This is a genomic window from Candidatus Merdisoma sp. JLR.KK011 (genome assembly GCF_036941125.1).
Classification (GTDB): Bacteria; Bacillota; Clostridia; order Lachnospirales; family Lachnospiraceae; genus Laedolimicola.
The window spans coordinates 823,110-849,172 of sequence record NZ_JAYWSZ010000003.1; the positions used below are offsets into that span (position 1 = coordinate 823,110).

A 26,063-nucleotide genomic window follows, 5' to 3' on the forward strand; every position below is an offset into this window, starting at 1 on the left:
GTTTAGGAATTCTTTTCCTTTTTAAATATTTCAATTTTTTTATAAGCAGTATATTTGAAGGTCTGAAAATATTTTCAATAGAATTGAGCCCGGTTACATTAAACCTGATTTTACCTGTAGGAATTTCATTTTATACATTTCAAACATTAAGTTACGTTATAGATGTTTACCGTGGGGATATTAAAGCAGAGCATCATTTTGGATATTATGCAGCTTTTATCTCTTTTTTTCCACAATTGGTTGCTGGTCCTATTGAAAGAGCAGAGAATTTATTGCCTCAAATCAAAAGTGCAAAGAAATTTAATGGGACAGTGGCTATAGAAGGATTAAAAATAATGCTTTGGGGATATTTTAAAAAAATTGTTGTAGCAGATACTTTAGCTCTATATGTAAATCAAGTCTATGGAGAATTGAGAAGGTATGATGGATTAGCATTAATAGTTACTATTTTTTTCTTTAGTTTACAAATTTATTGTGATTTTTCCGGGTATTCAAGTATTGCTATTGGAACAGCAAAACTTATGGGAGTCGATTTGATGACAAATTTTTCAGCACCATATTTTTCGAGTTCGATTCGGGAATTTTGGAAGAGATGGCATATCTCCCTGTCCACCTGGTTTAGAGATTATGTCTATATTCCGTTAGGGGGAAATAGATGTTCTGCTTTAAAACAAAATAGAAATCTTCTTATTACGTTTCTTGTCAGCGGCATGTGGCATGGTGCAGATTTGACGTTCTTAATATGGGGAGGGCTCCATGGATGTGCACAAATTATTGAAAATATATTTTATAAATCAATAAAGAAAATAAAACAGTGGAGAATAGGGAGATATTTATCATGGCTTGTAGTATTTGGCTTTTGTAATGTGACATGGGTATTTTTTCGGGCTGATAATTTAGATGATGCAGTATACGTGCTGACTAATATTTTAAATGGAATTACTATGCCGGCAGCATATATACAAAAAGGCTATATGGCACTGGATATAAACGGTTTTAGGTTATTCTATCTAGGCATGCTCATTTTGATTCTCGCAGCAATAGATTTTGTTACATATAAAAAAAGGACATTGAAGTTGGCTTGTATGAAGAATAAGGGAATTGAATGGGGAGTTTATATTATATTAGGTGTATTTATTGTTTTGTTTGCACAGAAAGGAGTAGCAGCTGAATTTGTATATTTTCAGTTTTAATAAATATGAGAAAATTTATTTTTAAAATATTGCTTTATGTTTTTTGTGTTAGTTTTTTGATAATAGGAATAAATGAATGGTATAAAGGAAGGGATTTAGATAAAGATTATACAAAAAAATTTGAAACGTTACCCAGTAATATTCAAGTGTGTAATTTTGGTTCCAGCCATGGACTTTATGGATTTTGTTATGAAGACTATGAGAAACAATATGTATGTTTCAATTTTGGGCTTGAATCACAAATGCTGTCATATGATTTAAGAATCCTTGAAAATTATAAAGATAACATTCAAGAGGGAGCCATTGTATTTATTCCGGTTTCTTACTTTTCATTATTTGGCCAGAAAGAGGAAGAGGCGCAGGATTTTGGATCAAAAAATAAAAGGTATTATAAAATTTTGCCGCCGGAGTTAATCAAAAACTATGAATTAGACACAGATATATATGTAAGATATTTTCCGGTTACTTCTGCTTATGAAGAGGTTTTTCAAGCGATTGTCAAAAAGGCAGATCATAGCGAATGGGAAGGAAAGGCATCTGATATTGATTTGGAGAAAAATGTATCTGCTTCATCAGAGAGACATATTATTACAAACAAATTTGATGAATATGGAAATAGAATTATTAATCAAGAAGAGATAGATGCGTTAGTCCAAATCATTAAGGAATGCAAAGCGCTTGGGACTAGGCCGATTTTATTAATAACTCCGTTTTTATCAGAATACTTAGAAGCAGTAGAGATGAGAGACACTGATTTTTATCAGAACTTTTATCAAGTAATAGATGAAATTGTCAATAGTACAGAGGTGGAGTTTTATGATTATTCTTCTGACAAACGTTTCAAAGATAATTATGATTTATTTATGAATGGAGATCATTTAAATGAAGAGGGGGCAAAAAAATTTGTTGATGTTCTGATGAAGGAGGTTTTTATTAAAGAGAATTAAACAGCTGCAATAGCTATATTTGAGAAGTGCAAAGCATACTGCGTTTTCTGTACAGAGACATATATTTTAAAGGAAGGCACAGGTTTATCTTCGCTTTTTTGGGTCTCTGTAGGAATAATCACTGTTTCATATTGTATAAATTAATCCAGTTTAACAAAGGCAGAGGTTCACTTTGCCTTTGTGTCTGGAAATATCATTTTCATAAACTTCAATTAGCGGCTGCTTCTCATAGCCGTTGCTCACCATACTAAAAGTTCAGCAAAATCATAAACACATCCAACATTCCTTCTCGACAACTCCCCCCACTTTTTGCTATAGTAAGAACAACAGAAATACACCAGAAAAGGACAATCCAAAGCACATGAAAGCAGTCAATCTCTTCGCAGGAACAGGAACACTTACAAGAGCATTTCAAAATCAGGGAGTCGAGGTAATCTGGGCCCAGGGAGAATCCGAGGATGAGGCCCAGATCCACCGCTGCAATTTTCCAGACATTCCTTTTTATCTGGGAGAGCTAAGCCATGCCGCAGACAAAATCCCAAGCCATGACATACTCCTGGCATCTTTGAGTTGCGGCCCTTTTTCGATTTCGGTAAATCGAGCTTATCAAGATAAAAGCAGGGAGCAGCTTTACTTTGTAGACAGCCTCCTATCAAAACATCAGCCCCGGGCTGTCTGCTTTATGTTTCCGGCGTTTCAGATGCTGGCGCATAACAATGAGATTCTGGAGCTGGTAAAGCAGAATAATTATCAATACAGCTATCGCATTTTAGAAAAAGGAAGAGACGGAGGTGTGCCTGTACAGGGAAAGAAAGGATATCTCATAGGCATACGGGAGGGTGCGAGCAGCTATGAATTTGAATTTCCAGAGCCCTGCCATTCTGTGAGGACAATAGAAGAATTGTGGAGAGCAGAGGAACAGAAAGACGTCTATTACAGAATTCCCCGGCGCTATGAAGAGCTGCTTGCACAGCAGGAATTAAAACGGGGAAAAATTTATAAGATAGTATCTCATAGAACAGAACAGGGGCCCCAGTTTGAATTAAGAGAATGTACGGTCTGTCCGGCGTTGACGCCCCGAAGCTATCGAGAAACTTTTGTGAGAGATTCCCGTGGAGTCCGCAATCTTACGGAAAAAGAATATCTGCTGCTTTCGGGAGACAAGGAAACCATGTTTCCGGACAAAATGTCCCGCTCCCACATCTTAAAGGCGCTGAATAAAGCGGGCATCTATGCAGTGGAAAAGAGGCTTGCCCCACAGCTTCTGGAAACGCTCCGAAAGAAGCCAGAGGAAATGCAGGAGGACAAACCGGAGAATTCCCTACAGAGAAAGCTGGCTGCGCATCTGCTGCAGCCCTTTGAAAGGTTCCTCTATGAGAAAAAAACAGGTCTTTTGTGTATGCCCTCTGGTCTTGGCAAGTCAGAAGTCTTAAGCCTTCTGGTTCAAGGAATGAGGACAGAGACAAAAGGCGCATGGAAGATCATTATTTTGTCGGCCTACGCCGGAAGCGGCCGCCAGATAAGAGAAAGACTTGCGTCAAAGCAGATACAGGCATGTCTTGCGGAATCGGTACAGGAGATTTACCGCTTTCTTTTCAACGAAGAGCAGGTTTTCATTACTTCCTATATAAGATGGTCAAATTTTGTAAAGGAAATTCATCCAAAAGACTTCCGCGCCAATCTGATTTTGATTGGAATGGATGTGGAAGACGGCTGGAAGCAATTGAAGGAAACGAGGAAATACCTGCCCCAAATCATTTATGCAGGCATTACATCCGTTGAAAATTCCGGGGCAGAGGAGATATTCGGCCCTGTCCGCTATTCCTATACCTTAGCCCAGGCCATTCGGGAGCGGCAGCTTCTTCCTGTTTCTATAGAAGGAGAAGTGTGGGAGCAGGAAGAAGAAAAAGAGCAAAAAGCATCGGTTCCCGGAATCCGGGAGAATGCCCTGGCAGACTGGCTTTGGAAGGATTTGGCCTTATATCGCGGAAAAACCGTGATCATAGCAGAATCTGTGAAGCAGGCGGAGGAACTGTATCAGGAGCTTACCAGGCGCAGCCGCGGTCAGGAGGCTGAAAGCCAGACGTATCTTTGCCACTCCCTTCAGGCTTCAAGGGAACGGGAAAAGCACTTAGATGGATTCCATACTTCCGCCTCCGGCCGGCTGATTACGGTCAATATGTGGCGTATGCTTTTGGAGCCGGACATTCGCCAAATCTATGTTTTGGGAAAGCAGGAAGGGAACAGCCTGCACTTTATCCTCAGTCTGGCAGCAAAAAAATTCCCGGGAAAGAATTACGGGCGTCTTGTGCTGCTGGAACAAAATCTGCGCGAGGAAGCCAGGACGCTTCTTGAGCTGGAAGAGGAAGCCGGAGAATTGCAGGTTTTTTGCAGCTGCATTCTGGAAGAACAATATGAGAAGGCAAAAGAAAGCTTTCAAAAGCTGTCTATCCAGGCAAAGCAGCTTGCAGGGCAGATAAAAAAAGAGCTGGAGGCTTTGTCGGGCTTAAGGGAGCAGAAGACAGCCCTTTCCGGAAAAAGCCTGGCACGGCTCTGGCTGCTGCTGTCAAAGGCGGCCAGTCCCTTTGAGGGGCTTAAAAAGTATACGCTGGCAGAAGCAGCAGAAAAGGAGCCGGCAAATGAAGCAGACGCAGAAGAAGCATTCCAGGAGGAAAGCAGCATTCCAGTAGGAAAAGAAGAGAAGCTGTACAAAAGCTCTGCGGAGAAAGGACAGGTTCTGGAGCAGGCGTTTCTCTCCCTGTTGAGTCATCTCTTTACCTGGGAGGCGGCAGATGCGCCCAGGGAAGCTTCGGCGGACTTGGAATACATACAGAAAAAGCCAGGCGGAATCCAGAACGGCCGTGATCTGGATCTTGTTTATTCCGATGAGACCGGGCAGAAAAGACGCTGCTATTTCGAATGTAAATCAGTGGAATCAAGAGCGCTTAGGGAAGGGGATATTGTGTCGAAAATCCTGGAGGCTCAAAGATCTGCCAAGGAAGAAATTGAGCATTGGGTTCTGATTGCTCCCAATTGCCGTCTGGACAGCTATTCCGTGGAGTTATTTGAGGAGGCGCATAAGCACAGGTTTTATCCGCCCATCAAAGATATCCAGGTCTGGAATTCAGAAAACCAGATTCAGGAATTGATGGGGTTAGAGCCTGAGCTTTACGAAAGATTTTTCGGAAAAGCGGCCAGGCCTAAGGAGGATCCGGCTGGCTGGAGCGAGGATAAAAAGTGGAGAATCATTCAAAAATGGAAAAGGAAGCTGATGCCGGTTTTGATGCTGCCCAAGGGATTGACCAGCTATCCCTTTGAGCCGGAGCGGCTGATGTTTGATCTCCAGAACGATCCGGCCATACGCAGGCAGTATGAAGAACTCTTCCTGCGCAGGACAAAATTGAAGTTTTATGAGGAAAACGGAACGCTGTCGCAAGAGTATCTGGAGGAAGATATGCTTCGCTGGCTGAAAGGCGGGGGGCCTCGGGTAAGAGCTGTTCTTGGAGAATTCGGAGACGGTAAGACCTTCTTTTTGTATTGCCTGTGCAGAAGGCTTCTGGAGGAATTCGTGAAGAATCCCCAGGAGAATTATCTGCCTGTATGCATTTCACTGAAAGGCCTGGAGCGCACGAAGGATCCGAAGGCCTTTATAGAGCAGCGGATGAAAGAGCTTTCCTGTGACTATGCGGATTTTCTGGAATTAAAGGAGAAGTTTCATGTGCTGATATGCCTGGACGGGTTTGACGAGATCTCTTCTGTGATTGACCGAAAAACCGTTTCCCAAAATATCCGCCTTTTGAACGAATGCATAGAGTTTATGACAGAAGCAAAAGTGCTCATTACATCGCGTACACAGTGTTTTGAACAGAACGATGTGAAGCAGTGGCTGGATGAACGCGTGGGCGGCCTGGAGGCCCTCAGCCTGGCCCCGGTAGAGGCAGAGGACAGGGAAGAATTTCTGATGTCCGGAATTTCGGAGGAAAAAAGAATCGAAAGGCAGGAGCAGCTTTTGGTGGATAAAAAGCTCTTCGGGCTGATGGGAAAGCCCTTCTTCCTGGATATGATGGGACAGCTGCTGGCGTCCGGGGAGTGGAGTATCCGTTCCAGTGTTTCTATCTATGACCACTACATCCGGGAATGTCTGAACCGGAAGTTTGACAGAAGCTTTTTATATAAAGAGGAAATTCTTTTAAATAAAAAAGAGACCGTGGATCGGATTTGTGAAGCGCTTTCGGCCATGGCGTATGCCCTCTGGCAGAACGGGCAGGAAACCCTCTCTGTGAGAGAATTCGAAACTTATCTCGGAAGGTCTGCGGCGGAGGTGCTGTGGAAGGAAAAGAATCCGGATGAAAATGAGAGGGAAGACGCCGATCACCGTTTTTCCATGCGGACGCTGTTTCAATATGCAGGAGACAGCAGAGTGAAGTTTTCCCACCGCTCCATCCAGGAATATTTTGTGGCAGTGTATCTGCAGCAGGTATTGCAGAGGGATTCCGGGGACTTTGAAGCTTTGTTCAAAGAATGCTATTTTAACGATGAGATTTTAAGATTTTTATCGGAGCTTATCACAGAGGATAGGACGAGGTTTGAAGAAGTACGGCAGAAGCTGATACGTATGGCGGAGGATGTGGGCAGTGAGAGAGGCCAGGCAGTCCGGGGCAAAAGCCTGGCGGGGAAAATCATGCAGATGTTCTATTTTATAGACAAAAGAATTCCGAAGGCAGACTGGCAGGAAAAGAATTTAAGCGGTGTTGACATTCCGGGCGCAGATCTTTCCGGCCAGAGCTTAAGAGGTTCCTGGTTTCACAATGCCAACCTGAATAATGTGTGCCTTAATGACAGCGACTGCTCCTATTGTGATATGACGGGCGCCCGTCTGGAAGAGACCTGCCCGATCTGCGCCATTCGGTATGAGAAGGGCGAGCTGCACTGCCTGTACCGGGACGGCAGCATGCGCAGATGGGAGGTAAGGCAGCAGGAGGAGATTTCCCACCTGTTCCCGGTGCCCCTTTTGGAAAATGCGTTTTTCGGGGAACAGGGTGAGATTTTTACACAGAGCGGCAGTATGCTGAAAGTGATTGAGGTGCAGAACGGCGAGGCCTTTGTCCGGCAGGAATACAAAAAGCAGAGAGAGCGCAGCCTGCTTTGTGTCAAAGGGCAGCTGGCCCTTGTCAAGGACAGGCACAAAGAGCATACCAGCATTCTTCTTATTCATATGGAGGACTACCGTATTGTGAAAGAATGGAGCGTAAAGGAGGAGGGGAGCGGAACCTTAACCGGAGATAAGCTTGCGGTTATCAGTGACGGGAGAGGAAGGATAGAGCTGTTTTCAGCAGAAACATGTGAGGATGTGGGAGTATTTGCATTGGAATTGCCGGGAAATCTTATTACGCTTGACGCTTTGGCGCAGGGGGACGGCGTGGAGCTTGCGGCAGGCTGCAGTTCCGGGGAAATTTTTGTATACAGATACCGTCAGGGCGCCGCAAGCCTTCTGGCACAGGGACGGCAGCAGGGGCTTAAATACACGGCGCTCTGCGAGAACCAAAGCCTGGCGGCCGTGGACGGGGAAGGAGCGGTTCATCTGATGCACTGGGAGGAAGGAAGCAGGCAGCTGCGCCGGGAGCCGGCTGAAACTATGAAGCTTGGAATATACTGCAGGAATATAAAAACACATGGGTTAATTCCGGAAACCGTGGAAAAACGGCTGAGAGAGCGGGCGTGAGAGGGAACGGAAGCTGTGAGATTTATCTTCCGTGAACAAGGGGCGCTGCTAAGTAAGAGCGCCCCTTGTTTATACCTGGTTATTCATTTGCCGACGATTAAAATTAAAGCATGGATGCCCGCAGTTCTTCATTGCTCTTTGCGCTTAAATAAGCCGGCGCTATATCAAATACGGTCTTACACCCATGAGCGCCTTCCGCTGACAGGCGGTAAGCTGCCCTTGCATAAGCGACAATCACGCTGGAAGTAAATTCCGGATTGGAGTCCAGCTTTAAGCTGTACTCAATTAAGTGATGGTTTTCCTTCTCCCAGCCTGTGGCGCCGCTTCGCAGGACAAAGCCTCCGTGGGGAATGCGGCTGTGATCCCGCTTCATTTCTTCCTCGCTGATAAAATGCACGGTCGTGTCGTAATCTGCAAAGTAGTTGGGCATGGTTTTGATTTCTTCTTCTATCTTCGCCGGATCCGCTCCCTCATGCAGCACTACAAAGCACTCTCTGGTATGCTTTTCCCTGGTGGTCAAATCCGGATTTTCTCCGGCGCGCACAGATGACAGCGCTGCTTCTACGGGAATGGTATACTGCTTGGCATCCTTTACGCCGGGGATTCTGCGCAGAGCGTCGGAATGTCCCTGGCTCACGCCGCGGCCCCAGAAAGTGTAATCTTTCCCCTCCGGCAAAATGGCGTTGGCATACATGCGGTTTAAGGAAAACATTCCCGGATCCCAGCCTGCGGATATGACTGCCGTATTGCCGGCTTCCTTTGCCGCCGCATCTACGGCTGCAAAATGCTCCGGAATCCGCGCATGGGTATCGAAGCTGTCTACTACGTTGAAAAGCTTTGCATACTCCGGAGTCTGAACCGGAAGATCTGTGGCGCTTCCGCCGCAGAGAATGAGTACGTCCAGCTTCCCTTTCCAGTTCTTCGCCTCGTCTGCATGGCAGACCTTTGCCGTATCTGTGAGAATGCTTACGTTTTTCGGATCTCTTCTGGTGAATACGGCCAGAAGCTCCATGTCCGGGTTCTGGCGGATTGCGCACTCTACGCCCCGTCCCAGATTGCCGTAGCCTAAAATTCCAATTCGAATGCTCATAGCGTCGTCTCCTTTTTTCAATAAAAATAATGGAGCATACGGGATTCGAACCCGTGACCTCCACACTGCCAGTGTGGCGCGCTCCCAGCTGCGCCAATGCCCCATTGCTGATAGTATAGCACAAAACTTTTATCAGCACAAGAATTAATTTTTCAAATTATGCTATGGATATTGTGCGTATAGGGAGAACGAAAATGTGTATATTATAAATGACAATAAAATTGTTGATAAAATTCAATATTATAGTATAATGATGATATATGTTCGAAAGGAAAAACAAGAATCATGTTACTAAACTTTAAGTTGAAAAATTTTAGATCCTTTAGGAATGAAGTCGTTTTTACGATGCTGTCAAGCCTGCAGAAGACGCACAACGATTATATTGTTAATAGAACGGTGTCAGGAAACCGGATTCGTGTTCTTCCGATGTCTGTTATTTATGGAGCGAATGCAAGCGGAAAGTCTAATGTTATATTAGCTATGGATATTTTGCACAAAATGATAACAGAAGGAACTTTGGATTGTAAAGAATTGGCTCCTTATAACAGCACCCTTTCTTTTATAAGAGACTATAATTGGTTTCTTCCTGTGGAACTGGAAATTGTGTTTGCCACCCTAAACAACATATTTAGATATGGAATTGAATTTACAGATATTGACAAGTATGATGTCATAAGAGAATATCTATATATTAATGAAGATGAGATCTTTGAAAGGACAAATAAGGATAATATTCAAATGCCAATCAGCAGTTTGGTAAAAAAGGGATATATCGAAAAAAACGAGGAAGCTTTTGCCACGATTTTATTGAAAAAATTAAATCAGTCATTAGATGAAAAAAGTTTAGTGGTTACAGGCGCTATCAGCAATTTGATTGCAGGAAACTATATTTCAGAGTTTCGGGAATGGTTTGAAAATTTTCATGTTATTATGAATGCCAATGAAATGAATTTTCGGCAGAAGGATTTAAAACGCATTTTGCAGGCATCCGGAGAAAAGAAAAAGGAGGTTGGAAGGAAGTATTTTGAAAGTGATTCTGTAAAGGAGATCATGGGGTTTGCAGAGTTTGGAAATCAGGAAATCAGCTTTGTTACTGAAACAGAAAATGATGAGCTGGCGATGTGCTCGGTGTATACCGTTCCCTTCGAAAATGAAGAATCTGCGAACTCAAAATACGCTATCCGGATGATTGTTGATTCTGAATTAATGGAATCAAAAGGGACGATTCATTTAATAAGGCTGCTTCAGCCTTTTATCGATGCGCTTAAGACAGGCGGTGTAATTGTTTTGGACGAAATGGATGCATCCCTGCATTTTGAAATTGTGGTATCTCTGATTCGGATTTTTAACAACAAAGAATTAAATCAAAGAGGAGCTCAATTGATTTTTAATACACATAATCCGATTTATCTGGATGGTGAATTGCTCAGGCATGATCAGATTGTTATGGTTGAAAAGGATAAAGATAATCTGGTAAGCGAGATCTACTCCTTGTCTGATTATAAATTACGTCCGGAAGAGCGTATTTTAAAAAATTATCTGGACGGAAAATATGGAGCCTTGCCGCACATGGATTTAGAGATAGCATTTAAGCACATATTGGAAAGGGAGGCGTGCCTATGAATCTTCAAACTATCGAATCTGCCATCACAGCCTACCCCATCTGCGCCTACGCCTTCATCCAGATCCAAGACATCCATTTTAAGGAAGAGGTGCGCCATATCTGCAGAACCGAGTGCCCCAGATACGGAAAGTCCTGGTCCTGCCCTCCGGCCGTGGGAACTGTGGAGGAATGCAAAAAGCGCTGTGAAGCTTACGAGGGCGGCTTCCTGTTTACCACCATGACGGAGGTTTCCGATATAGAGAACATGGACGAACTGCTCTCTACCCGGGCGGAGCACGAAAAGCTCACCCATCAGATCAGAGAACTCTTTCAAAATCAGCAGCAGGAGACCCTGACCCTGTCTACGGAATCCTGTGCTGTCTGCCAGCGCTGCGCCTGGCCGGATGCGCCCTGCCGGTTTCCGGATCGGATGCTTCCATGCATGGAAGGCTACGGAATCCTAGTCACAGGCCTTGCAGAGCAGTGCGGCATCGCCTTCCTTAGCGGAAATAACCTGGTCACCTGGTTCAGCCTGATTCTGTACCGGGAATCACATTCACAGGAAAGGGTATAGAATCGCCGCCCCAGGCATATAGTAAGAGTAAGGAAACAAGAAAGCCCGGGGCCAATGAACTGGAAGGAAGAAATGACAGACGCATTAAATCTGCCCAAGGATTTGATGCTCGGCGCAGCAATTATAACCATCACAGGAAAACACGAGGCTTATGTGGAAAACTACATGAGCCTCATTGAATATACAGAGGAGCTGATCCGCATCCAGACCAAGACCTGCAAGCTGGAGATTCACGGAGCCGGCCTGTACATTTCCTACTATACGAATGACGAAATGAAGATTACCGGAGAGATCCTGGAGGTGAAATATTGCTGACTTCGTTTTTTCGTTACCTTTACGGATATGTGCGTGTCCGGCTGACCGGATATTCTCCGGAGCGTTTTTTAAATCTCTGCAAGGCTCACCACATTGAGATCTGGGATCTGCAGAATCAAGGCGGCTGTTATGAAATGAATGTAAGTATCCGGGATTTTCGGAGGCTTAAGCCCTTAAGAAGGAAGACGAAAGCCCATCTTCTGGTCACAGAGCGGCAAGGGCTTCCCTTTTTTTTGCACCGTTACCGGAACCGGAAAATGTTCGTGGCGGGGATCCTCCTGTGCATTGCATTTTTGTACACCATGTCCTTATTCATCTGGAACATTCATATTGAAGGGAACTATTCCAGAACCACCAACGTGATTCTGGACTACCTGGAATCCGAGCATATCGTCCACGGCATGAAAAAAAGCCAGGTGGACTGTAAGGAGATCCAGTCCATGATCCGTATCCAGTTTCCGGACATTATCTGGGTTTCCGCAGAGATCAAGGGAACAAGGCTTCTCATCCGCATCCGGGAAAATATGGACAGCATGCCCGTAACAGAGGAAGCCAAGTCCGAAGAGCCCCAGGATATCACGGCGGCCAGGGAGGGCATTATCACAAGCGTCCTCGTCCGCAGCGGCGTGTCCCAGATCCAGGTTGGAGACGAGGTGGAACAGGGACAGCTCCTGGTGCAGGGGCGGATTGACATTTTAAATGACAGCGGCGAGGTGGCGGGGTACCAGTATACGGCCGCAGACGCGGATGTATATGCCAGAACCACCTACACCTATTACGACGAGTTTGTCCTGTCCCATGAGGTCCGGCATCCCACGGGAAAAAAGCGTCACGGCTTCTATGCAAAGCTGGGCCAGAAAACCCTTTCCCTCAATCTGAAGCCGAATTTTGAACGCTTCAGCGCCCTCAATACCGAGTACCCTCTAAAGCTTACCGAGAACTTTTACCTGCCCCTGGCATTTGGCACCACCCTCTATGAAGAGTATGAAATATATACAGAATCTTACAGCCGGGCAGAGGCAGAAGCTATCGCAAAGGAAAATTTAGAAGAATTTCAGGAAAATTTAATACAAAAGGGGGTTCAAATTATTGAAAATAATGTTAAAATAGAAGTCGGCACAAATACCTGTATAGCTGTAGGAACGATTATTGCAGTGGAGGAAATTGGGAGCAGCGCGCCAGCCGAGATTCTGGAAAGCCCTTCACCGCCTTCCCAGGAAGAAAAGTAAGCAGGAATGAAAAGGACAGGAGCAGTAAGATTTGAATATAGCAGAAACCTTGATAGATATCCCGGCCGAGCATGAGCGCAATGTATTCGGCCAGTTTGATGTATTTGTGAAAAAGATTGAGCAGACCTTGAAGGTCTCCGTGATTCCAAGGGACGGGACGGTAAAGATTCTAGGGCCGGAGAACAGGGGAAGGCAGGCTGCCCGGGTTCTGGAGCAGCTGTTAATTCTCTCCAGACGGGGCAATGTCATACAGGAACAGAATGTAGACTATGCCCTGGCTCTCTCCATGGAGGGGCAGGAGGAGGCTCTGACGGAGATTGACCGGGATCTCATCTGCCACACCATGAGCGGCAAGCCCATCAAGCCCAAGACACTGGGACAGAAGCGCTATGTGGATCTGATCCGGGAGCGGATGATAGTCTTCGGCACCGGGCCGGCCGGAACGGGCAAGACCTACCTGGCTATGGCTATGGCCATTACGGCCTTTAAGAACAATGAGGTCAGCCGTATCATTCTCACGAGGCCGGCTATCGAGGCCGGGGAGAAGCTTGGATTCCTGCCGGGAGACCTCCAGAGCAAGGTAGACCCCTACCTGCGGCCTCTTTATGATGCCCTTTATGAGATTATGGGGGCAGACAGCTTCCTGAAAAATATGGAGCGCGGGCTGATTGAGGTGGCCCCTCTGGCTTATATGAGGGGAAGAACTCTGGATAATGCCTATATCATCCTGGATGAGGCCCAGAATACCACCCCCGCCCAGATGAAGATGTTTTTAACCCGGATTGGCTTTGGGTCTAAGGTGATTGTAACCGGAGATTCCAGCCAGAAGGATCTGCCCTTTGGAGCGCGCTCCGGACTGGATGTGGCGTTAAAGGTACTGTCCCGGGTGGAAGAGATAGGCTTTTGCGCCCTGACAAGCAAGGACGTAGTGCGTCATCCGCTGGTTCAGAAAATTGTACAGGCTTATGACAGCTACGAGCAGGCTCTGGAGCGCAGGGGCAGAAGAAAGGATGCTTATGACAATCAATCTAGAAGATGAGAGTAAGATAGAGATCCAGGGAACAGACCTTCCGGCTCTGGCCAGAAAGGTGATAGAGGCGGCGCTGGATTATGAGGGCTGTCCCTATGAGGCGGAAGTCAGCCTGCTCTTGACAGACAACGCCGGAATACGTAAGATTAACCGGGAGCACCGGAATATCGATCGGGCCACGGATGTACTGTCGTTTCCCATGCTGGAGTATGACAGCCCGTCGGATTTTTCCTGCGCAGAGGCAGAAGCCTGCGGCTGCTTTCATCCGGATACCGGGGAGCTTTTATTGGGCGACATTATTATTTCCATGGAAAAGGTGCGTGAGCAGGCGAAAAAGTACCGGCACGGCGAGGTGCGGGAGTTTGCTTTTCTGATTACGCACAGTATGCTGCATCTGTTCGGCTACGATCACATGGAAACCGGGGAAGCAAAGGAAATGGAGAAAAGGCAGGAGGCCATTCTTCATTCTTTGAATATATTACGTATATTACGTTAGGAACAGGAATGAGAATAGGAGGACGCAATATGAAAAAGGGAAAGCTGTTTCTTCTGACTTTGGCTTTTGCTTTGATTTTTGCAGGCTGTGGAAAAGACAAATCAGAGGAAGAAGACCTGGATACGGAAAGTGAGATTGTGGAGAGCGCAGAGGCTTCGGAGGGCAGCGACGGCCGGGAAGTAGTGGACGGAAAGGTGCGCAGCTACTTTACAGGCGAATGGATCGATCAGGAGCTGGCGTCAAGACGGCCCCTGGCAATCATGCTCAACAATAAGAAGGAAGCGCTTCCTATGTCCGGTGTGAACAATGCCAGTGTAATTTACGAGTGCCCCGTGGAAAAGCGGATTACGCGCTGGATGGGAATCTTTGAGGACTGGGAGGACTTGGAGCGGATTGGTTCTGTACGAAGCTGCCGTCTGTATTTCCTTCATTTTGCACAGGAGTTCGACGCTGTTTACGCTCATTTCGGACAGGCGTTTTATGCCTTGGATTCCCTGAACGGCGGCGAGTTTGACGTGCTGTCCGGAGGAACCAAGGGGATTAAGAAGCCGGCCGCCAATATGTACGACCGTATTTCACGTCCCGGCAAGGACTGGGAGCATACCCTGTATGCATTTCCGGAGGGAATCTGGAAGGACATTGAGAAAAAGGGCTACAATATGGATATGCCGGGCGATTTCGCCGAGAAGTTCCGTTTTGCAGCCGACGGAGAGATTGAAGAGTACGAGGGATACCCGGACGCCGTATTTCTCCAGCCCGGCGGAACCCATGGCGAGAACGGCTTCGGCGGCGTGAAGGCGACCTTTGAGTACAATGCTTCTGATCGGAAGTATTACCGCTCCACCTACGGCAACCCCCATATAGATGAACTGACGGGAGAGCAGGTGGCGGTGACCAATGTGATCTTCCAGTACTGCGACGGCGTTGTGCTGGACGAGGATGATTACCTCCATTTTGCCAGCCAGTCCTACAACAACGACTGTATTGTGTTCACCAACGGGAAGATGATTGAAGGCTACTGGAATACGGAAGGGGATCTGGGAGCGCCGGCCCGGTACTATGATAAAGAAAACAATCAGATTGTGTTAAATAATGGAAAAACCTTTGTCTGCATTGTCTGGAATGATTATGCGGATGAGGCAGTGATTCAGTAGTTTGGATGCATGCCGGTGAAAGGGCAGATATGAGCAGGCAGAAAAAGACAAAGACAAAAAACCGCACCAATTACATAATGCAGGGCAGTATATTGGCGGCGGCCTCGATCTTAAGCCGGATCATCGGTATGCTTTATCGTCTGCCTGTCACCAATATCATTACCGATCATGGAAACGACTATTATTCGGCAGCCTACGAGATCTACAATATCATTCTGCTGATCTCCTCCTACAGCCTGCCTCTGGCCGTATCCAAGCTGGTTTCGGCAAAGGCGGCCCTTGGGCAGTACCGGAATGCTTACCGCATTTTTAAGGGAGCCTTGTATATGGCCCTTGTAGTGGGGCTTGCAGGCTCTGCGGTGACGTATCTGGGGGCCGGCTTTTTTACGGGAAGCCTTTTGAATACGCCGGAGAGTGAGCTGAGCCTCAAGGTTCTGGCTCTGGCTGTATTTTTCCTGGCTGTCATGGGAGTGCTGCGGGGCTTTTTCCAGGGCATGGGGAGCATGATGCCTACGGCGGTTTCCCAGGTGATTGAGCAGATTTTTAATGCGGTAGTGAGCATTACGGCGGCCAGCCTTTTGTTCCGGTACGGCGTTTCCCTGGATGAGAAGGCGGGAATCGCGGACGGCAGAAGCGGCCCTATCTACGGGGCGGCCGGCAGTACCCTTGGAACCAGTCTGGGAGCCCTGTCCGGCCTTATTTTTCTCATCATCGTGATGCTTATGTATAACCGGGTGCTGCAGCGTCAGATGAAGCGGGACCGCACGGGAAGCCGGGAAAGCTATGGAACGGTTTTTAAGCTGCTGGTTCTGACCATTGTCCCGGTTATTTTAAGCACGGCGGTCTACAACATCAGCGGCGTGCTGGATCAAGGCCTTTTTAAATATCTGATGCTGGATGTGCAGAAGATGGAAAAGTCTGTGGTTGAGGTTTACTGGGGCATTTATGTAGGAAAATACAAGCTGCTTACCAACGTGCCCATTGCCGTGGCCTCGGCGCTGTCTGCGTCTACTATCCCGGCTCTGACAAGGGCGAGGATGGAAGGAAACCGCAAAGAGATGCGCAGAAAGACAGACGGGGCCATCCGTATGGTAATGTTTATCTGTATTCCCAGCGCCTTCGGGCTTACGGCCCTGGCGGAGCCGATACTGAATCTGCTTTCCTGGAATACAGACCCGATTGCGCCGAAGCTGTTCTGGGCAGGCTCCATGGCAGTGATTTTCTACGGACTGTCCACGCTGACCAACGGAATTCTTCAGGGAATTGACCGAATGCACATTCCGGTGCGCAACGCCTTGATTTCCCTGGCGCTGCATCTGGGGCTTATGGTAGTGCTTGTCCAGGTATTTCAGCTTCACATATTCGGCGTGGTGCTCTCTTACCTGTTTTTTGCAGTGATGATGTGCATTCTGAACGGGCTGGCTATCCGCAGGCACCTGCGCTACCGGCAGGAGCTGGTGCGCACCTTTGTCATTCCTGTTGTGTCCTCTACGATTATGGGGTTAACTTGCTGGCTTGTGTCCATCCCTCTGGAGGACTTGATTGGAGTGCGATTTACTGCGGTGGTATGCATTATCCTGGCCGTCTTTATCTATGGCTTTTTTATGCTGATCCTTCGTGGAATTACGGAACAGGAGCTTGCAGCCTTTCCCAAAGGCCATGTTCTGGTGCGTATCTTGAAAAAAATGCATCTTTTGTAAGATAAGATCTTCCTTTTTTGTCCATACTATCGTAAATGGCAGAAACCTGCCTGGGAGACAGCCCTTTTGGGCATGTATGGACAAAAGGAGGATTTTTTTATGACAAAAAGGATCATTGCCGGCCTTCTGACGGTGGGGATTCTGGGGGGACTGGCCTATTATTCGGGAACACTTTATTCGGAACATGCGGGGGAGGAGGATCTGCTGAGCCTTCAGGGGCCTATGACGCTCCCCATCCGGCAGGCGTCTTTGGAACAAGCCAGAGAACGGGAAGAAAAGGAACAGCAGGAGAGAGCCATAGAGGCCGCCAGAAGGGAAGCGTCAGCAGAGGCAGTCCGGGATGAGACGGAAGCTTACCTTTATTATCTCGTTTTTGAGGCCGGCAATGTGAAGATATATCTGGGAGACCGGGAGACCCTTTATGAGGAGACGGAGATCACCCTGGAGGACCTTCCCGATGACTTGAAAGAGGAGGTTCTTCGGGGAAAGGGACTGAAAAGTCCCGGGGAGCTTTATGATTTTTTGGAGAATTACTCCAGTTAAAACTTGCTATTCTTCTGGTTATGGTGTAAATTAGAAGTGTTATACAAAGATTTGGCTTTGATTTTCTGGAGGCAATAGGAAATGAGACGAGCAGGATTGATACTGGAGGGCGGCGGAACCAGAGGCGTGTTTACGGCAGGTGTTCTGGATTATTTTATGGAACAGAAGCTTTATCTGCCCTATGTCATCGGTGTTTCCGCAGGAGCCTGCAATGCCGTGAATTACGTGTCCCGCCAGCCGGGACGGATGAAGACCTGTACCATAGATTTTCTGGAGGCCGGAAGCTACGTGGGATTTCGGAATCTGGTGAAGAATCACAGTCTTTTTAATATGGATTTGATCTTTGATATATTTCCCAATAAGATTATCCCCTTTGACTATGACACCTTCTTTTCCTCCAGGCAGACTTGTGTTCTGACAGCCACAAACTGTCTGACGGGAAGAGCCGCTTATCTTACGGAGCGAAGGAGCCGGGAGCGTCTGATGGCAGCCTGCAGGGCATCTGCAAGCCTTCCCATTGTGTCGCCCATGGTGGAGGTGGACGGGATTCCGCTGCTGGACGGCGGCGTGGCCGATTCCATTCCCATCCGGAAGGCCTTACATGACGGGGTGAAGAAGAATGTGGTGATCCTCACCCGGCAGGCAGGCTACCGGAAGCCTCCGGCCAGAAGATCCCTTCGGATGGCAAGGCTTCTGTACCAGAAGTACCCGTACCTGATCCGGGCCATTAAGAACCGGGCTTATTATTATAATCAGACCATGGAGCTTCTGGAGGAGCTGGAGGCGCGGGGACACATCCTGGTGATCCGCCCCCAGGTTCCGGTGGTGAAGAATACAGAGGATAACGTGAAGGTACTGACAGATTTTTACAATCATGGCTACGAGTACGCAAAGGACAATTTCTCCCAGGTGACCGAGTACCTGAGGAGGTAACCCGTGTACGGAATGGCTCTATGCGGAACTGGAAACAGCATAGAGCCGTTACGTGTACAGATGGATTTACGGGCACATGTTTTTTGTGACCGGAAATCCATCTAGATCCCGTGTACGGAATGGCTCTATGCGGAACTGGAAACAGCATAGAGCCGTTACGTGCACAGATGGATTTACGGGCACATGTTTTTTGTGACCGGAAATCCATCTAGATCCCGTGTACGGAATGGCTCTATGCGGAACTGGAATAGGAGCAAAGGAAATGATGGACGAAAAGAAGATAGCCCGGATCAATGAGCTGTACCACCGCTCAAAAGCAGAGGGCTTAACAGACGCAGAGAAAGAGGAGCAGGCAGCGCTTCGCCGGGAATACATTGAGGCGGTGCGCATGAACCTCCGGGGACAGCTTGACCGCATCGATATCAGAGAAGCAGACGGCACGGTAACGAATCTGGGAGAGAAGCATGCAAAAAAAGGAAACTGACAGAAAACAGGAAAAAAAGGAATTGCGCCGGGAGATCCGCAGCCTGCGTAAGGCCCATACAGATGAAGAGATCCACGCCATGAGCCTGTCCGTGAAGGAACGGCTCCTTGCACTGCCCGAATATCAGAAGGCCAGGATTCTTTACGCCTACATGGATTGCAAGCATGAGGTAGAGACAAGGGATGTGATCCGCGCTGCCTGGGCGGCCGGGAAACGGGTAGCCGTCCCCAAGGTGCTGGGGCAGGAGATGCGGTTTTTCTACATTACTTCCTTTGAGGAGGATCTGGAGGAGGGCAGCTTCGGCATCCAGGAGCCCAGGGAGGAACATCCGGCAGAAGAGGAGGATGCCCTTTTGCTTATGCCGGGGGTAGCCTTTGACCTAAAGTGCCGCCGGGTAGGATACGGAGGAGGCTTCTATGACCGCTTTCTGGAAAAACATCCGGGACTTGTAACCGTTGCCCTGGCGTTTGAATTCCAGGTAAAAGAGGAAGTACCCTTTGAAGAATTCGATATCCGCCCGGCAAAGGTTGTGACGGAAAAGCGGTGCCTTATGGCAGGATCCGATACATAAAAACAGTCCGGCTGAGAAATGTCAAATATTTAATTAGAAAAAATTTCTGCTGGACGGTAAAGCTGCAAAGGCGCACGAGAGGAACTTTTATGAGTGCTTTTTCGAACAAAAGTTTCCCTCATTACCGGTGTGGCGAAGCAGCTTTACCCTTTAGTGTAGCCGCACAGCGGCTGCAAATAGGAGAAAGCTATGGAATTATTGGAACGGATTGGACAAGAGGCAAAGGAAGCAGAGCCCTTTCTTCGCATCCTGTCAGAGGAAAAAAAGAATGAGGTTTTAACGAAGGCTGCGGAAGATCTGGTAAAACACAGGGCTCAGATACTGGCGGCCAATGAAAAAGATATGGCCAGGGGAAGGGAAAAGGGCATGAAGGCAGGCCTTCTGGATCGTCTCCTTCTGACGCCGGAGCGGATCGAGGGAATGGCAGAGGGACTGCGCCAGATTGCGGCGCTGCCCGATCCCATCGGCCGGGTTATGGGGGAGCACAGGCCTCCAAACGGCCTGCATATCCGCCAGGTGCGTGTTCCCTTAGGCGTCATCGGGATTATCTATGAGGCCAGGCCCAATGTAACGGCGGATGCCTTCGGCCTTTGCTTTAAGACAGGCAACGCAGTGGTGCTCCGGGGAGGAAGCGACGCACTGTATTCCAACCAGGCCATTGTGGAGGTTTTGAGAGAGACCCTGCATGCGTGCGAATGTCCGGCGGCTATTTCTCTTCTTTCCGATACCAGCCGGGAGACAGCGGCGGCTTTTATGAAGCTGAATCAGTATATCGACGTGCTGATTCCCAGGGGAAGCGCAAGCCTCATTGCTGCGGTAGTAAACAACAGCACCATCCCCGTGATTGAGACAGGCTCCGGCAACTGCCACATCTATGTGGACGAGGAGGCGGATCTTGCCATGGCGGCTGAGATTGTCTTCAATGCCAAGACACAGCGCATCGGCGTATGCAATGCCTGCGAATCCCTGATCGTCCACGAGAAGGTAAAGGATGCTTTTCTGCCTATGCTTGCAGAGCGGCTTGCCGAAAAGCAGGTGGAGCTACGGGGGGATGAAAGGGCCAGGGAAGCGGTTCCCATGAAGGAAGCCCAGGAAGCCGACTGGGGAACAGAGTATCTGGACTATATTCTTTCCATAAAGGTTGTGGACAGTATCTCGGAGGCGGTTTCCCATATCAACCGTTACAATACCGGCCATTCCGAGGCCATTATTACAGAGAATAAAGCTCATGCAGAGCAGTTTTTGCGTGAGGTGGACGCGGCGGCTGTGTACGTGAATGCTTCCACCCGGTTTACAGACGGCTTTGAATTCGGATTCGGGGCGGAGATCGGCATTAGTACCCAGAAGCTTCACGCCAGAGGCCCTATGGGACTGGAGGCCCTTACCTCCTACAAATACGAGATTCGCGGAACCGGACAGGTAAGGGGGTAAGCTTGTGAGAGTGATTGCAGGGACGGCCAGAAGCCTTCCGCTTAAATGTATAGAAGGACTGGATACGCGTCCCACTACGGACCGTATTAAGGAGACCCTTTTCAATATGCTTCAGCAGGATATTTTGGGCTGCCGGTTCCTGGATCTCTTTGCGGGCACCGGAGCCATCGGCATCGAAGCTCTGAGCCGAGGGGCCAGGGAAGCGGTTTTTGTGGAGCATCAGCAGAAAGCAGCAGCCTGTATTAAGGAGAACCTTTCCTTTACAAAGCTTTCGGATCGGGCCAGAGTACTGAAAGCAGATGCGGTGTCGGCCCTTTATCAGCTTGAGCGGGAGGAAGCCTTTGACATTATTTTTATGGATCCGCCTTACGGACAGGGGCTGGAGCAGCAGGCGCTGGCGGCCCTTCAGAATTCCTCTCTGGCAGACGGGCAGACAACCGTGATCCTGGAGACCACAAAAGATGCGGCTGCAGACTGGATTAAGGACTGCGGCTTCACGGCCTGTAAGATCAAGAACTATAAAACCAACAAGCATCTTTTTTTAAGGCGTATCCAGGAGGATTCATAAGAGTCCGGCTAAGAAAAGTCAAGTATTTTGAGAAAGAATTTCTGTCGGACGGCAAAGTCACAAAGGCGCACGAGAGGAACTTTTATGAGTGCTTTTCGAATAAAAGTTTCTCTCATTACAAGTGTGCCGAAGGGACTTTGCTCTTTAGTGCCGTCGCGCAGCGACTTTAAATAGGAGAAAAACTTATGGTAAGAGGAATTTATGCAGGAAGCTTTGACCCGGTCACTTTTGGGCATCTGGATATCATTGTGCGTGCTTCCCGGGTGGTGGAGGAGCTTGTAGTGGGCGTTTTAAACAATCGCGCAAAATCTCCGTTGTTTTCTGTGGAAGAACGTGTTAAGATGTTAGAAGAAGTAACAAAGGAATACCCGAATGTAAAAATCAGATCCTTTACAGGACTGCTGGTAGAATTTGCAAAAGAGTGCGAAGCCCGCGTGATTGTCCGGGGCCTTCGGGCGATTACAGACTTCGACTACGAGCTTCAGATGGCACAGACCAACCGGATTATGAATCCGGATCTGGATACCATATTCCTAACGACCAGTCTGGAGTATGCCTATCTCAGCTCCACCACCGTAAAAGAGGTGGCAGGCTTTGGTGGCGATATATCCGCCTTTGTTCCGCCTTTTGTGGAAAAAAAGATTCAGGAGCGGATGGAAGTACTGCCGGAAGGGTAAGCTAAGGGAGTATAGATCTTGAAAAGGAGTGAGCAGCATGAGCAGTAAGATTGAACAGATTATCGAGGAGATTGAAGAGTACATTGACGGCTGCAAGCCACAGACATTGTCAAAGACCAACATCATTGTGAATAAAGAGGAGATCGAGGAGCTTCTTCGGGAGCTTCGGATGAAGACACCGGAAGAGATTAAGCGTTACCAGAAGGTGCTCGCCAACCGGGACGCCATTCTCGCAGATGCGCAGGCAAAGGCAGACGCCATTATCAAGGAGGCAAATATACATACCTCCGAATTGATCAATGAGCACGAGATCATGCAGCAGGCTTATGTTCAGGCAAATGAGATTATGGCGGCGGCAGAGGCGGAGGCCCAGCGGAAGCTGGACGCAGCCACCATCGATGCGAACAACTTCCGGATGCAGGCCATGCATTACACCGACGATATGCTGGGCAACCTGCAGAATCTTATCCACAAAACCATGGAAAGCCATATGGCAAAGTATGAGAATATGATGGGCTCCCTTCGAAGCTTCAGCGACATTCTGGCCAACAACCGCAACGAACTGGCGCCGGCCTTGAATGAGGAGGAGCTGTCCGACCTGGAGGAATAAAGGAAGGGCTGCCGGGGGAACCGCGGCGCATAAGGTCGTCTCCTTACAGGGAGGACAGCAGCAGATATCCTGCCAGAAGAGCGGCGGCAAGGGCGGTTGTCAGCAGCTTTGCCTTTAGATAAGCCCCAAAGGACAGGCCGCTGTCCAGGATCATGCTCTCTGTCTGAGCAGCGCCGGAAAGCCCTCCGAAGGAGAGAAAGCAGAGGACAGACAGATACTGCATGGGAAACGGGAGGGTTTTGTCAGCGGTAACCAGGGCGATTCCGTTGGTCATTTCCAAAATTCCTGCGCTTATGCAGGTTACAAAGGAAGACGGACAGGGAATCTGTATCAGAAGCCTTGCCAGTATGGAAAACAGGATGATGTAACACCCAAGCTTTAAAATACTTTCCAGTCCGTTCATCATACAGACATCTACGATTTTGAAGCTGATTTGAGATCGGGATGTCTCTTTTTCTATGTACGGATCCGGAAAATTCCTTTTTCTGCGGAGAAAAACTGCAAGCAAAAGAGGGGCGCCGTATACAATCATGAGTGTGGGGGCCAGAAGCTCCGGTCTCTTTAAGGAATCCGTCAGACAATAGCCGATGAGAAAGGCCGGACTTGCATTGTTGCAGAAGGCCAGGAGGTAGCTGCCCTCTTCCAAGGTGACGCGCCCCTCCCGGGTCAGGTCGCCGGCCAGCTTGGCTCCAACGGGATAGCCACAGAGAAAGCCGGAGGCGATACAGAAGCAGCCGTTTCGGGAACAGCCAAAAAGCCGGTGAAGGACAGGATAGAGAAACCGGGTAAGGTAAGACACTCCATCCATGGCAATCAGCAGATTGGACAGGATCAAAAAGGGCAGAAGCGTAGGAACCAGGGTGTGGAACCACAGCATCAGCCCGGCCCGGGAGGCATCCACCGCATGAGCGGGATCTGCCAGAAGAAATGCCAGCAATATAAGAATTACGGAAAAATAAAGTATTTTTTTCATCATATTCATATATATGAAAGACAGGAGGCAGCATATGAACAAATTAGCAAATCTGGAACCAAAGCAGGTATTTCACTATTTCGAGGATCTGTGCGCCATTCCCCATGGCTCCGGCAATACAAAGGGCGTCAGCGATTACTGTATGCAGTTTGCGAAGGATCACAATCTGACAGCCTGGCAGGACGAGGCATGGAACGTGGTGATTGTAAAGGAAGCGTCAGAAGGGTACGAGGACGCTCCCACAGTGATTCTGCAGGGACATCTGGACATGGTCTGTGAAAAGGAAGCGGATAATCCCATTGATTTTGAAAAGGACGGACTTGAGCTGAAGGTAGAGGGGGATCTGCTGTCCGCCGACGGAACCACCCTGGGAGGCGACGACGGGATCGCTGTCGCCATGGCCCTTGCCGTTCTGGATGACGATACCTTAAAGCATCCGCGGCTGGAGTGCGTGTTCACCACCGACGAGGAGACGGGGCTTCTGGGGGCCAACGCCATGGATATGAGCCGGCTTTCGGGAAAGCGGCTGATTAATATTGATTCCGAGCTGGAAGGGATTTTCACCGTAAGCTGTGCCGGCGGAATGCGCAGCAGATGTATTCTACCTGTCGCATATGAGGACACGGAAGGGAGCTATTATAAGGTAGCAGTGGAAGGGCTTCTTGGCGGTCACTCCGGCGTGGAGATCCACAAGGAACACGGCAATTCCAATATCCTGATGGGCCGTCTGCTCTGTGCATTGTTTGAGGAAATGGATTTTCGCCTGGAAGCCCTGGAGGGCGGCCTGATGGACAATGCCATTCCCCGGAGAACCGAGGCCGGGATCTGCGTCAGCCAGGCGGAGGAAGAGCGTCTTAAGGAGGCGCTGGCAAAGTGGGATGCTGTCTACAAGAAGGAGTATGCATCCAATGATCCCGGCGTCGCCGTTACCTATAAGGCAGAGGGAAGAAAAAAAGGAAAGGCGCTGACCCGCGGAAGCGCTTCCAAGCTTCTCTATCTCCTTCATATGGTGCCAAACGGAGTGATCCGCAACAGCATGGAGATTCCGGGACTGGTGCAGACCTCCCTGAATCTGGGGACTTTGAAGCTGATGGAAGAGGAGGCCCATGTTGTATTCAGCGTGAGAAGCTCTGTGGAGACGGAGAAAGAAGAACTGGGAAGCCGCTTGTGCCACTGTGTGGAATTCCTCGGGGGAAGCTACGAGGAAACAGGCTCTTATCCGGGCTGGGAGTATAAGAAGGATTCGGTTCTTCGTGATACCATGGTACAGGTTTTTGAAAAGCTTTATGGGAAGGAGCCTAAGGTGGAGGCCATCCATGCGGGGCTGGAGTGCGGTATTTTCAGCGGAAAGATTGAGGGCCTGGATTGTGTATCTATCGGGCCGGATATGTACGATATCCATACGCCGAAGGAGCGCATCAGCATTTCTTCCGTAAAACGCGTGTATGAATTTGTTCTGGAGGTTCTAAAAGAGCTCCGGTAAGCATATAGTAATGGATGGAGTATAAAAAGTGGAGCGCGTATGCGGCTGTCAATTGCTTCTTATCTATTACTGATTATCTCGGTCTGCTTTCTGATTCAATTCCAGCTTGTCCGGTTAGGGGAAGCGGCTCTGCCGTCCACGGAGGCGTCGGATGTGGAAGAGCAGGCGCGTAAGTACTATGAGCTGTATGAGGATATCTGGAAGGATCTGGTTTATTTTCCGGTGCCCGAGTCTACCCAGAATGAGGAGGCCCTGGTTTCCTATGAAAACAGTTGGATGTTCGAGCGGACCTACGGCGGCTCATACGGCCATGAGGGCACGGATCTTATGGCCGGGATTCAGAAAAGCGGCTACTACCCCATCGTCAGCATCAGCGACGGCGTGGTGGAACGGGTTGGGTGGCTGGAAAAAGGAGGCTGGCGCATCGGAATCCGCAGCCTTCACAACGTATACTTTTACTATGCCCATCTGGATTCCTATGCGGAGGATTTTAAGGAGGGCGATGTGATAAAGGCCGGGCAGATCCTGGGTTACATGGGAGATACCGGCTACGGAGTTAAGGAGGGAACCAGGGGAAAGTTTGATGTGCACCTGCATCTGGGGATTTACATACGGACGGAAGAGATCCGGGAACTTGCGGTCAATCCCTACTGGTTTCTGAAATATCTGGAACAGAATAAGCTGCGCTGTGCCTACTAAAGCTTTGGAAACCGGATTTTTACTGCCGGCCTGGGGCT

General features: G+C 48.5%; 23 protein-coding genes and 1 tRNA gene. 21 read left to right on the top strand and 3 right to left on the bottom strand.

Annotated features, from left to right (window positions below; all coding sequences use genetic code 11):
- The first annotated feature begins 83 nt into the window (after window positions 1-83).
- The 3 genes from VV089_RS04810 to VV089_RS04820 all read left to right on the top strand — a co-directional run bounded on the left by VV089_RS04810 (window position 84) and on the right by VV089_RS04820 (window position 7,862).
- Window positions 84-1,193, top strand: coding sequence for an MBOAT family O-acyltransferase (locus VV089_RS04810; protein WP_334335132.1), 1,110 nt, complete (start codon window positions 84-86; stop codon window positions 1,191-1,193).
- Between the two features lie 5 nt (window positions 1,194-1,198).
- A complete protein-coding gene (locus VV089_RS04815; RefSeq protein ID WP_334335133.1) occupies window positions 1,199-2,140 on the top strand; it encodes a hypothetical protein in 942 nt (313 codons plus the stop codon).
- A 361-nt stretch (window positions 2,141-2,501) separates the two neighbouring features.
- Window positions 2,502-7,862 carry a DNA cytosine methyltransferase gene (locus tag VV089_RS04820; RefSeq protein ID WP_334335134.1) on the top strand — a complete coding sequence of 1,787 codons (5,361 nt, stop codon included), beginning with the start codon at window positions 2,502-2,504 and terminating at the stop codon, window positions 7,860-7,862.
- Window positions 7,863-7,965: 103 nt separating this feature from the next.
- Here VV089_RS04820 and VV089_RS04825 read toward each other — a convergent pair whose 3' ends face one another.
- Both VV089_RS04825 and VV089_RS04830 read right to left on the bottom strand, forming a co-directional pair.
- The gene (locus VV089_RS04825; RefSeq protein ID WP_334335135.1) at window positions 7,966-8,952 is read right to left on the bottom strand and encodes a diaminopimelate dehydrogenase; all 987 of its coding nucleotides are present in this window, start codon (window positions 8,950-8,952) and stop codon (window positions 7,966-7,968) included.
- A 30-nt stretch (window positions 8,953-8,982) separates the two neighbouring features.
- Window positions 8,983-9,055, bottom strand: a tRNA-Ala gene (locus tag VV089_RS04830).
- 182 nt (window positions 9,056-9,237) lie between these two features.
- Between VV089_RS04830 and VV089_RS04835 the strand changes: the two genes are divergently transcribed.
- The 16 genes from VV089_RS04835 (at window position 9,238) to VV089_RS04910 (ending at window position 22,870) form a co-directional block, all read left to right on the top strand.
- Window positions 9,238-10,575 (top strand): AAA family ATPase, encoded by a 1,338-nt coding sequence (locus VV089_RS04835; RefSeq protein ID WP_334335136.1) that lies wholly within the window; start codon window positions 9,238-9,240, stop codon window positions 10,573-10,575.
- On the top strand, window positions 10,572-11,129 hold the full coding sequence (locus VV089_RS04840) for a DUF2284 domain-containing protein (RefSeq protein ID WP_334335137.1): 558 nt from the start codon (window positions 10,572-10,574) through the stop codon (window positions 11,127-11,129). Before VV089_RS04835 ends, VV089_RS04840 begins: the two co-directional genes overlap by 4 nt.
- Before the next feature lie 72 nt (window positions 11,130-11,201).
- On the top strand, window positions 11,202-11,444 hold the full coding sequence (locus tag VV089_RS04845) for a YabP/YqfC family sporulation protein (protein WP_172544671.1): 243 nt from the start codon (window positions 11,202-11,204) through the stop codon (window positions 11,442-11,444).
- Window positions 11,438-12,673 (top strand): sporulation protein YqfD, encoded by a 1,236-nt coding sequence (gene yqfD / locus VV089_RS04850; RefSeq protein WP_334335138.1) that lies wholly within the window; start codon window positions 11,438-11,440, stop codon window positions 12,671-12,673. The genes VV089_RS04845 and yqfD overlap by 7 nt, the downstream gene beginning before the upstream one ends.
- A 31-nt stretch (window positions 12,674-12,704) precedes the next feature.
- Window positions 12,705-13,712, top strand: a complete 1,008-nt coding sequence (locus VV089_RS04855) for a PhoH family protein (RefSeq protein ID WP_172544673.1) — start codon at window positions 12,705-12,707, stop codon at window positions 13,710-13,712.
- Window positions 13,690-14,199, top strand: coding sequence for an rRNA maturation RNase YbeY (ybeY, locus tag VV089_RS04860; RefSeq protein ID WP_334335139.1), 510 nt, complete (start codon window positions 13,690-13,692; stop codon window positions 14,197-14,199). The genes VV089_RS04855 and ybeY overlap by 23 nt, the downstream gene beginning before the upstream one ends.
- Window positions 14,200-14,228: 29 nt before the next feature.
- Window positions 14,229-15,353, top strand: coding sequence for a DUF3048 domain-containing protein (locus VV089_RS04865; protein ID WP_172544675.1), 1,125 nt, complete (start codon window positions 14,229-14,231; stop codon window positions 15,351-15,353).
- 29 nt (window positions 15,354-15,382) lie between these two features.
- Window positions 15,383-17,053, top strand: a complete 1,671-nt coding sequence (locus VV089_RS04870; protein ID WP_334335140.1) for a putative polysaccharide biosynthesis protein — start codon at window positions 15,383-15,385, stop codon at window positions 17,051-17,053.
- A gap of 99 nt (window positions 17,054-17,152) precedes the next feature.
- Window positions 17,153-17,596, top strand: a complete 444-nt coding sequence (locus tag VV089_RS04875) for a hypothetical protein (RefSeq protein WP_172544677.1) — start codon at window positions 17,153-17,155, stop codon at window positions 17,594-17,596.
- A gap of 81 nt (window positions 17,597-17,677) precedes the next feature.
- A complete protein-coding gene (locus VV089_RS04880) occupies window positions 17,678-18,529 on the top strand; it encodes a patatin-like phospholipase family protein (protein ID WP_172544678.1) in 852 nt (283 codons plus the stop codon).
- Between the two features lie 265 nt (window positions 18,530-18,794).
- Window positions 18,795-19,013, top strand: coding sequence for a DUF896 domain-containing protein (locus VV089_RS04885; protein WP_334336210.1), 219 nt, complete (start codon window positions 18,795-18,797; stop codon window positions 19,011-19,013).
- A complete protein-coding gene (locus tag VV089_RS04890; protein WP_172544680.1) occupies window positions 18,994-19,584 on the top strand; it encodes a 5-formyltetrahydrofolate cyclo-ligase in 591 nt (196 codons plus the stop codon). Before VV089_RS04885 ends, VV089_RS04890 begins: the two co-directional genes overlap by 20 nt.
- Window positions 19,585-19,773: 189 nt before the next feature.
- Window positions 19,774-21,015, top strand: a complete 1,242-nt coding sequence (locus VV089_RS04895) for a glutamate-5-semialdehyde dehydrogenase (RefSeq protein ID WP_334335141.1) — start codon at window positions 19,774-19,776, stop codon at window positions 21,013-21,015.
- Between the two features lie 4 nt (window positions 21,016-21,019).
- Entirely contained in the window at window positions 21,020-21,583 is a 564-nt protein-coding gene (gene rsmD, locus VV089_RS04900; protein WP_334335142.1) for a 16S rRNA (guanine(966)-N(2))-methyltransferase RsmD, read from the top strand.
- 185 nt (window positions 21,584-21,768) lie between these two features.
- On the top strand, window positions 21,769-22,260 hold the full coding sequence (gene coaD / locus VV089_RS04905; RefSeq protein WP_172543453.1) for a pantetheine-phosphate adenylyltransferase: 492 nt from the start codon (window positions 21,769-21,771) through the stop codon (window positions 22,258-22,260).
- Between the two features lie 37 nt (window positions 22,261-22,297).
- Entirely contained in the window at window positions 22,298-22,870 is a 573-nt protein-coding gene (locus tag VV089_RS04910; RefSeq protein ID WP_172543454.1) for an ATPase, read from the top strand.
- Window positions 22,871-22,913: 43 nt separating this feature from the next.
- Here the strand turns inward: VV089_RS04910 and VV089_RS04915 are convergent, their stop codons facing one another.
- Entirely contained in the window at window positions 22,914-23,846 is a 933-nt protein-coding gene (locus VV089_RS04915; protein WP_172543455.1) for a transporter, read from the bottom strand.
- A 31-nt stretch (window positions 23,847-23,877) separates the two neighbouring features.
- Here VV089_RS04915 and VV089_RS04920 point away from each other — a divergent pair, with 31 nt between their 5' ends.
- Complete coding sequence (locus VV089_RS04920; RefSeq protein WP_334335143.1) at window positions 23,878-25,326, top strand: aminoacyl-histidine dipeptidase; 1,449 nt, start codon at window positions 23,878-23,880, stop codon at window positions 25,324-25,326.
- A 39-nt stretch (window positions 25,327-25,365) separates the two neighbouring features.
- Complete coding sequence (locus VV089_RS04925) at window positions 25,366-26,025, top strand: M23 family metallopeptidase (RefSeq protein WP_172543457.1); 660 nt, start codon at window positions 25,366-25,368, stop codon at window positions 26,023-26,025.
- Window positions 26,026-26,063: the final 38 nt, after the last annotated feature.

Bases quoted from the DNA above. Each gene is read 5' to 3' on its own strand.
- VV089_RS04815 (WP_334335133.1), top strand. From the start codon at position 1,199: ATGAGAAAATTTATTTTTAAAATATTGCTTTATGTTTTTTGTGTTAGT.
- VV089_RS04820 (WP_334335134.1), top strand. From the start codon at position 2,502: ATGAAAGCAGTCAATCTCTTCGCAGGAACAGGAACACTTACAAGAGCA.
- VV089_RS04825 (WP_334335135.1), bottom strand. From the start codon at position 8,952: ATGAGCATTCGAATTGGAATTTTAGGCTACGGCAATCTGGGACGGGGC.
- VV089_RS04835 (WP_334335136.1), top strand. From the start codon at position 9,238: ATGTTACTAAACTTTAAGTTGAAAAATTTTAGATCCTTTAGGAATGAA.
- VV089_RS04840 (WP_334335137.1), top strand. From the start codon at position 10,572: ATGAATCTTCAAACTATCGAATCTGCCATCACAGCCTACCCCATCTGC.
- VV089_RS04845 (WP_172544671.1), top strand. From the start codon at position 11,202: ATGACAGACGCATTAAATCTGCCCAAGGATTTGATGCTCGGCGCAGCA.
- ybeY (WP_334335139.1), top strand. From the start codon at position 13,690: ATGACAATCAATCTAGAAGATGAGAGTAAGATAGAGATCCAGGGAACA.
- VV089_RS04865 (WP_172544675.1), top strand. From the start codon at position 14,229: ATGAAAAAGGGAAAGCTGTTTCTTCTGACTTTGGCTTTTGCTTTGATT.
- VV089_RS04870 (WP_334335140.1), top strand. From the start codon at position 15,383: ATGAGCAGGCAGAAAAAGACAAAGACAAAAAACCGCACCAATTACATA.
- VV089_RS04875 (WP_172544677.1), top strand. From the start codon at position 17,153: ATGACAAAAAGGATCATTGCCGGCCTTCTGACGGTGGGGATTCTGGGG.
- VV089_RS04880 (WP_172544678.1), top strand. From the start codon at position 17,678: ATGAGACGAGCAGGATTGATACTGGAGGGCGGCGGAACCAGAGGCGTG.
- VV089_RS04885 (WP_334336210.1), top strand. From the start codon at position 18,795: ATGGACGAAAAGAAGATAGCCCGGATCAATGAGCTGTACCACCGCTCA.
- VV089_RS04890 (WP_172544680.1), top strand. From the start codon at position 18,994: ATGCAAAAAAAGGAAACTGACAGAAAACAGGAAAAAAAGGAATTGCGC.
- VV089_RS04895 (WP_334335141.1), top strand. From the start codon at position 19,774: ATGGAATTATTGGAACGGATTGGACAAGAGGCAAAGGAAGCAGAGCCC.
- coaD (WP_172543453.1), top strand. From the start codon at position 21,769: ATGGTAAGAGGAATTTATGCAGGAAGCTTTGACCCGGTCACTTTTGGG.
- VV089_RS04910 (WP_172543454.1), top strand. From the start codon at position 22,298: ATGAGCAGTAAGATTGAACAGATTATCGAGGAGATTGAAGAGTACATT.
- VV089_RS04915 (WP_172543455.1), bottom strand. From the start codon at position 23,846: ATGATGAAAAAAATACTTTATTTTTCCGTAATTCTTATATTGCTGGCA.
- VV089_RS04920 (WP_334335143.1), top strand. From the start codon at position 23,878: ATGAACAAATTAGCAAATCTGGAACCAAAGCAGGTATTTCACTATTTC.
- VV089_RS04925 (WP_172543457.1), top strand. From the start codon at position 25,366: ATGCGGCTGTCAATTGCTTCTTATCTATTACTGATTATCTCGGTCTGC.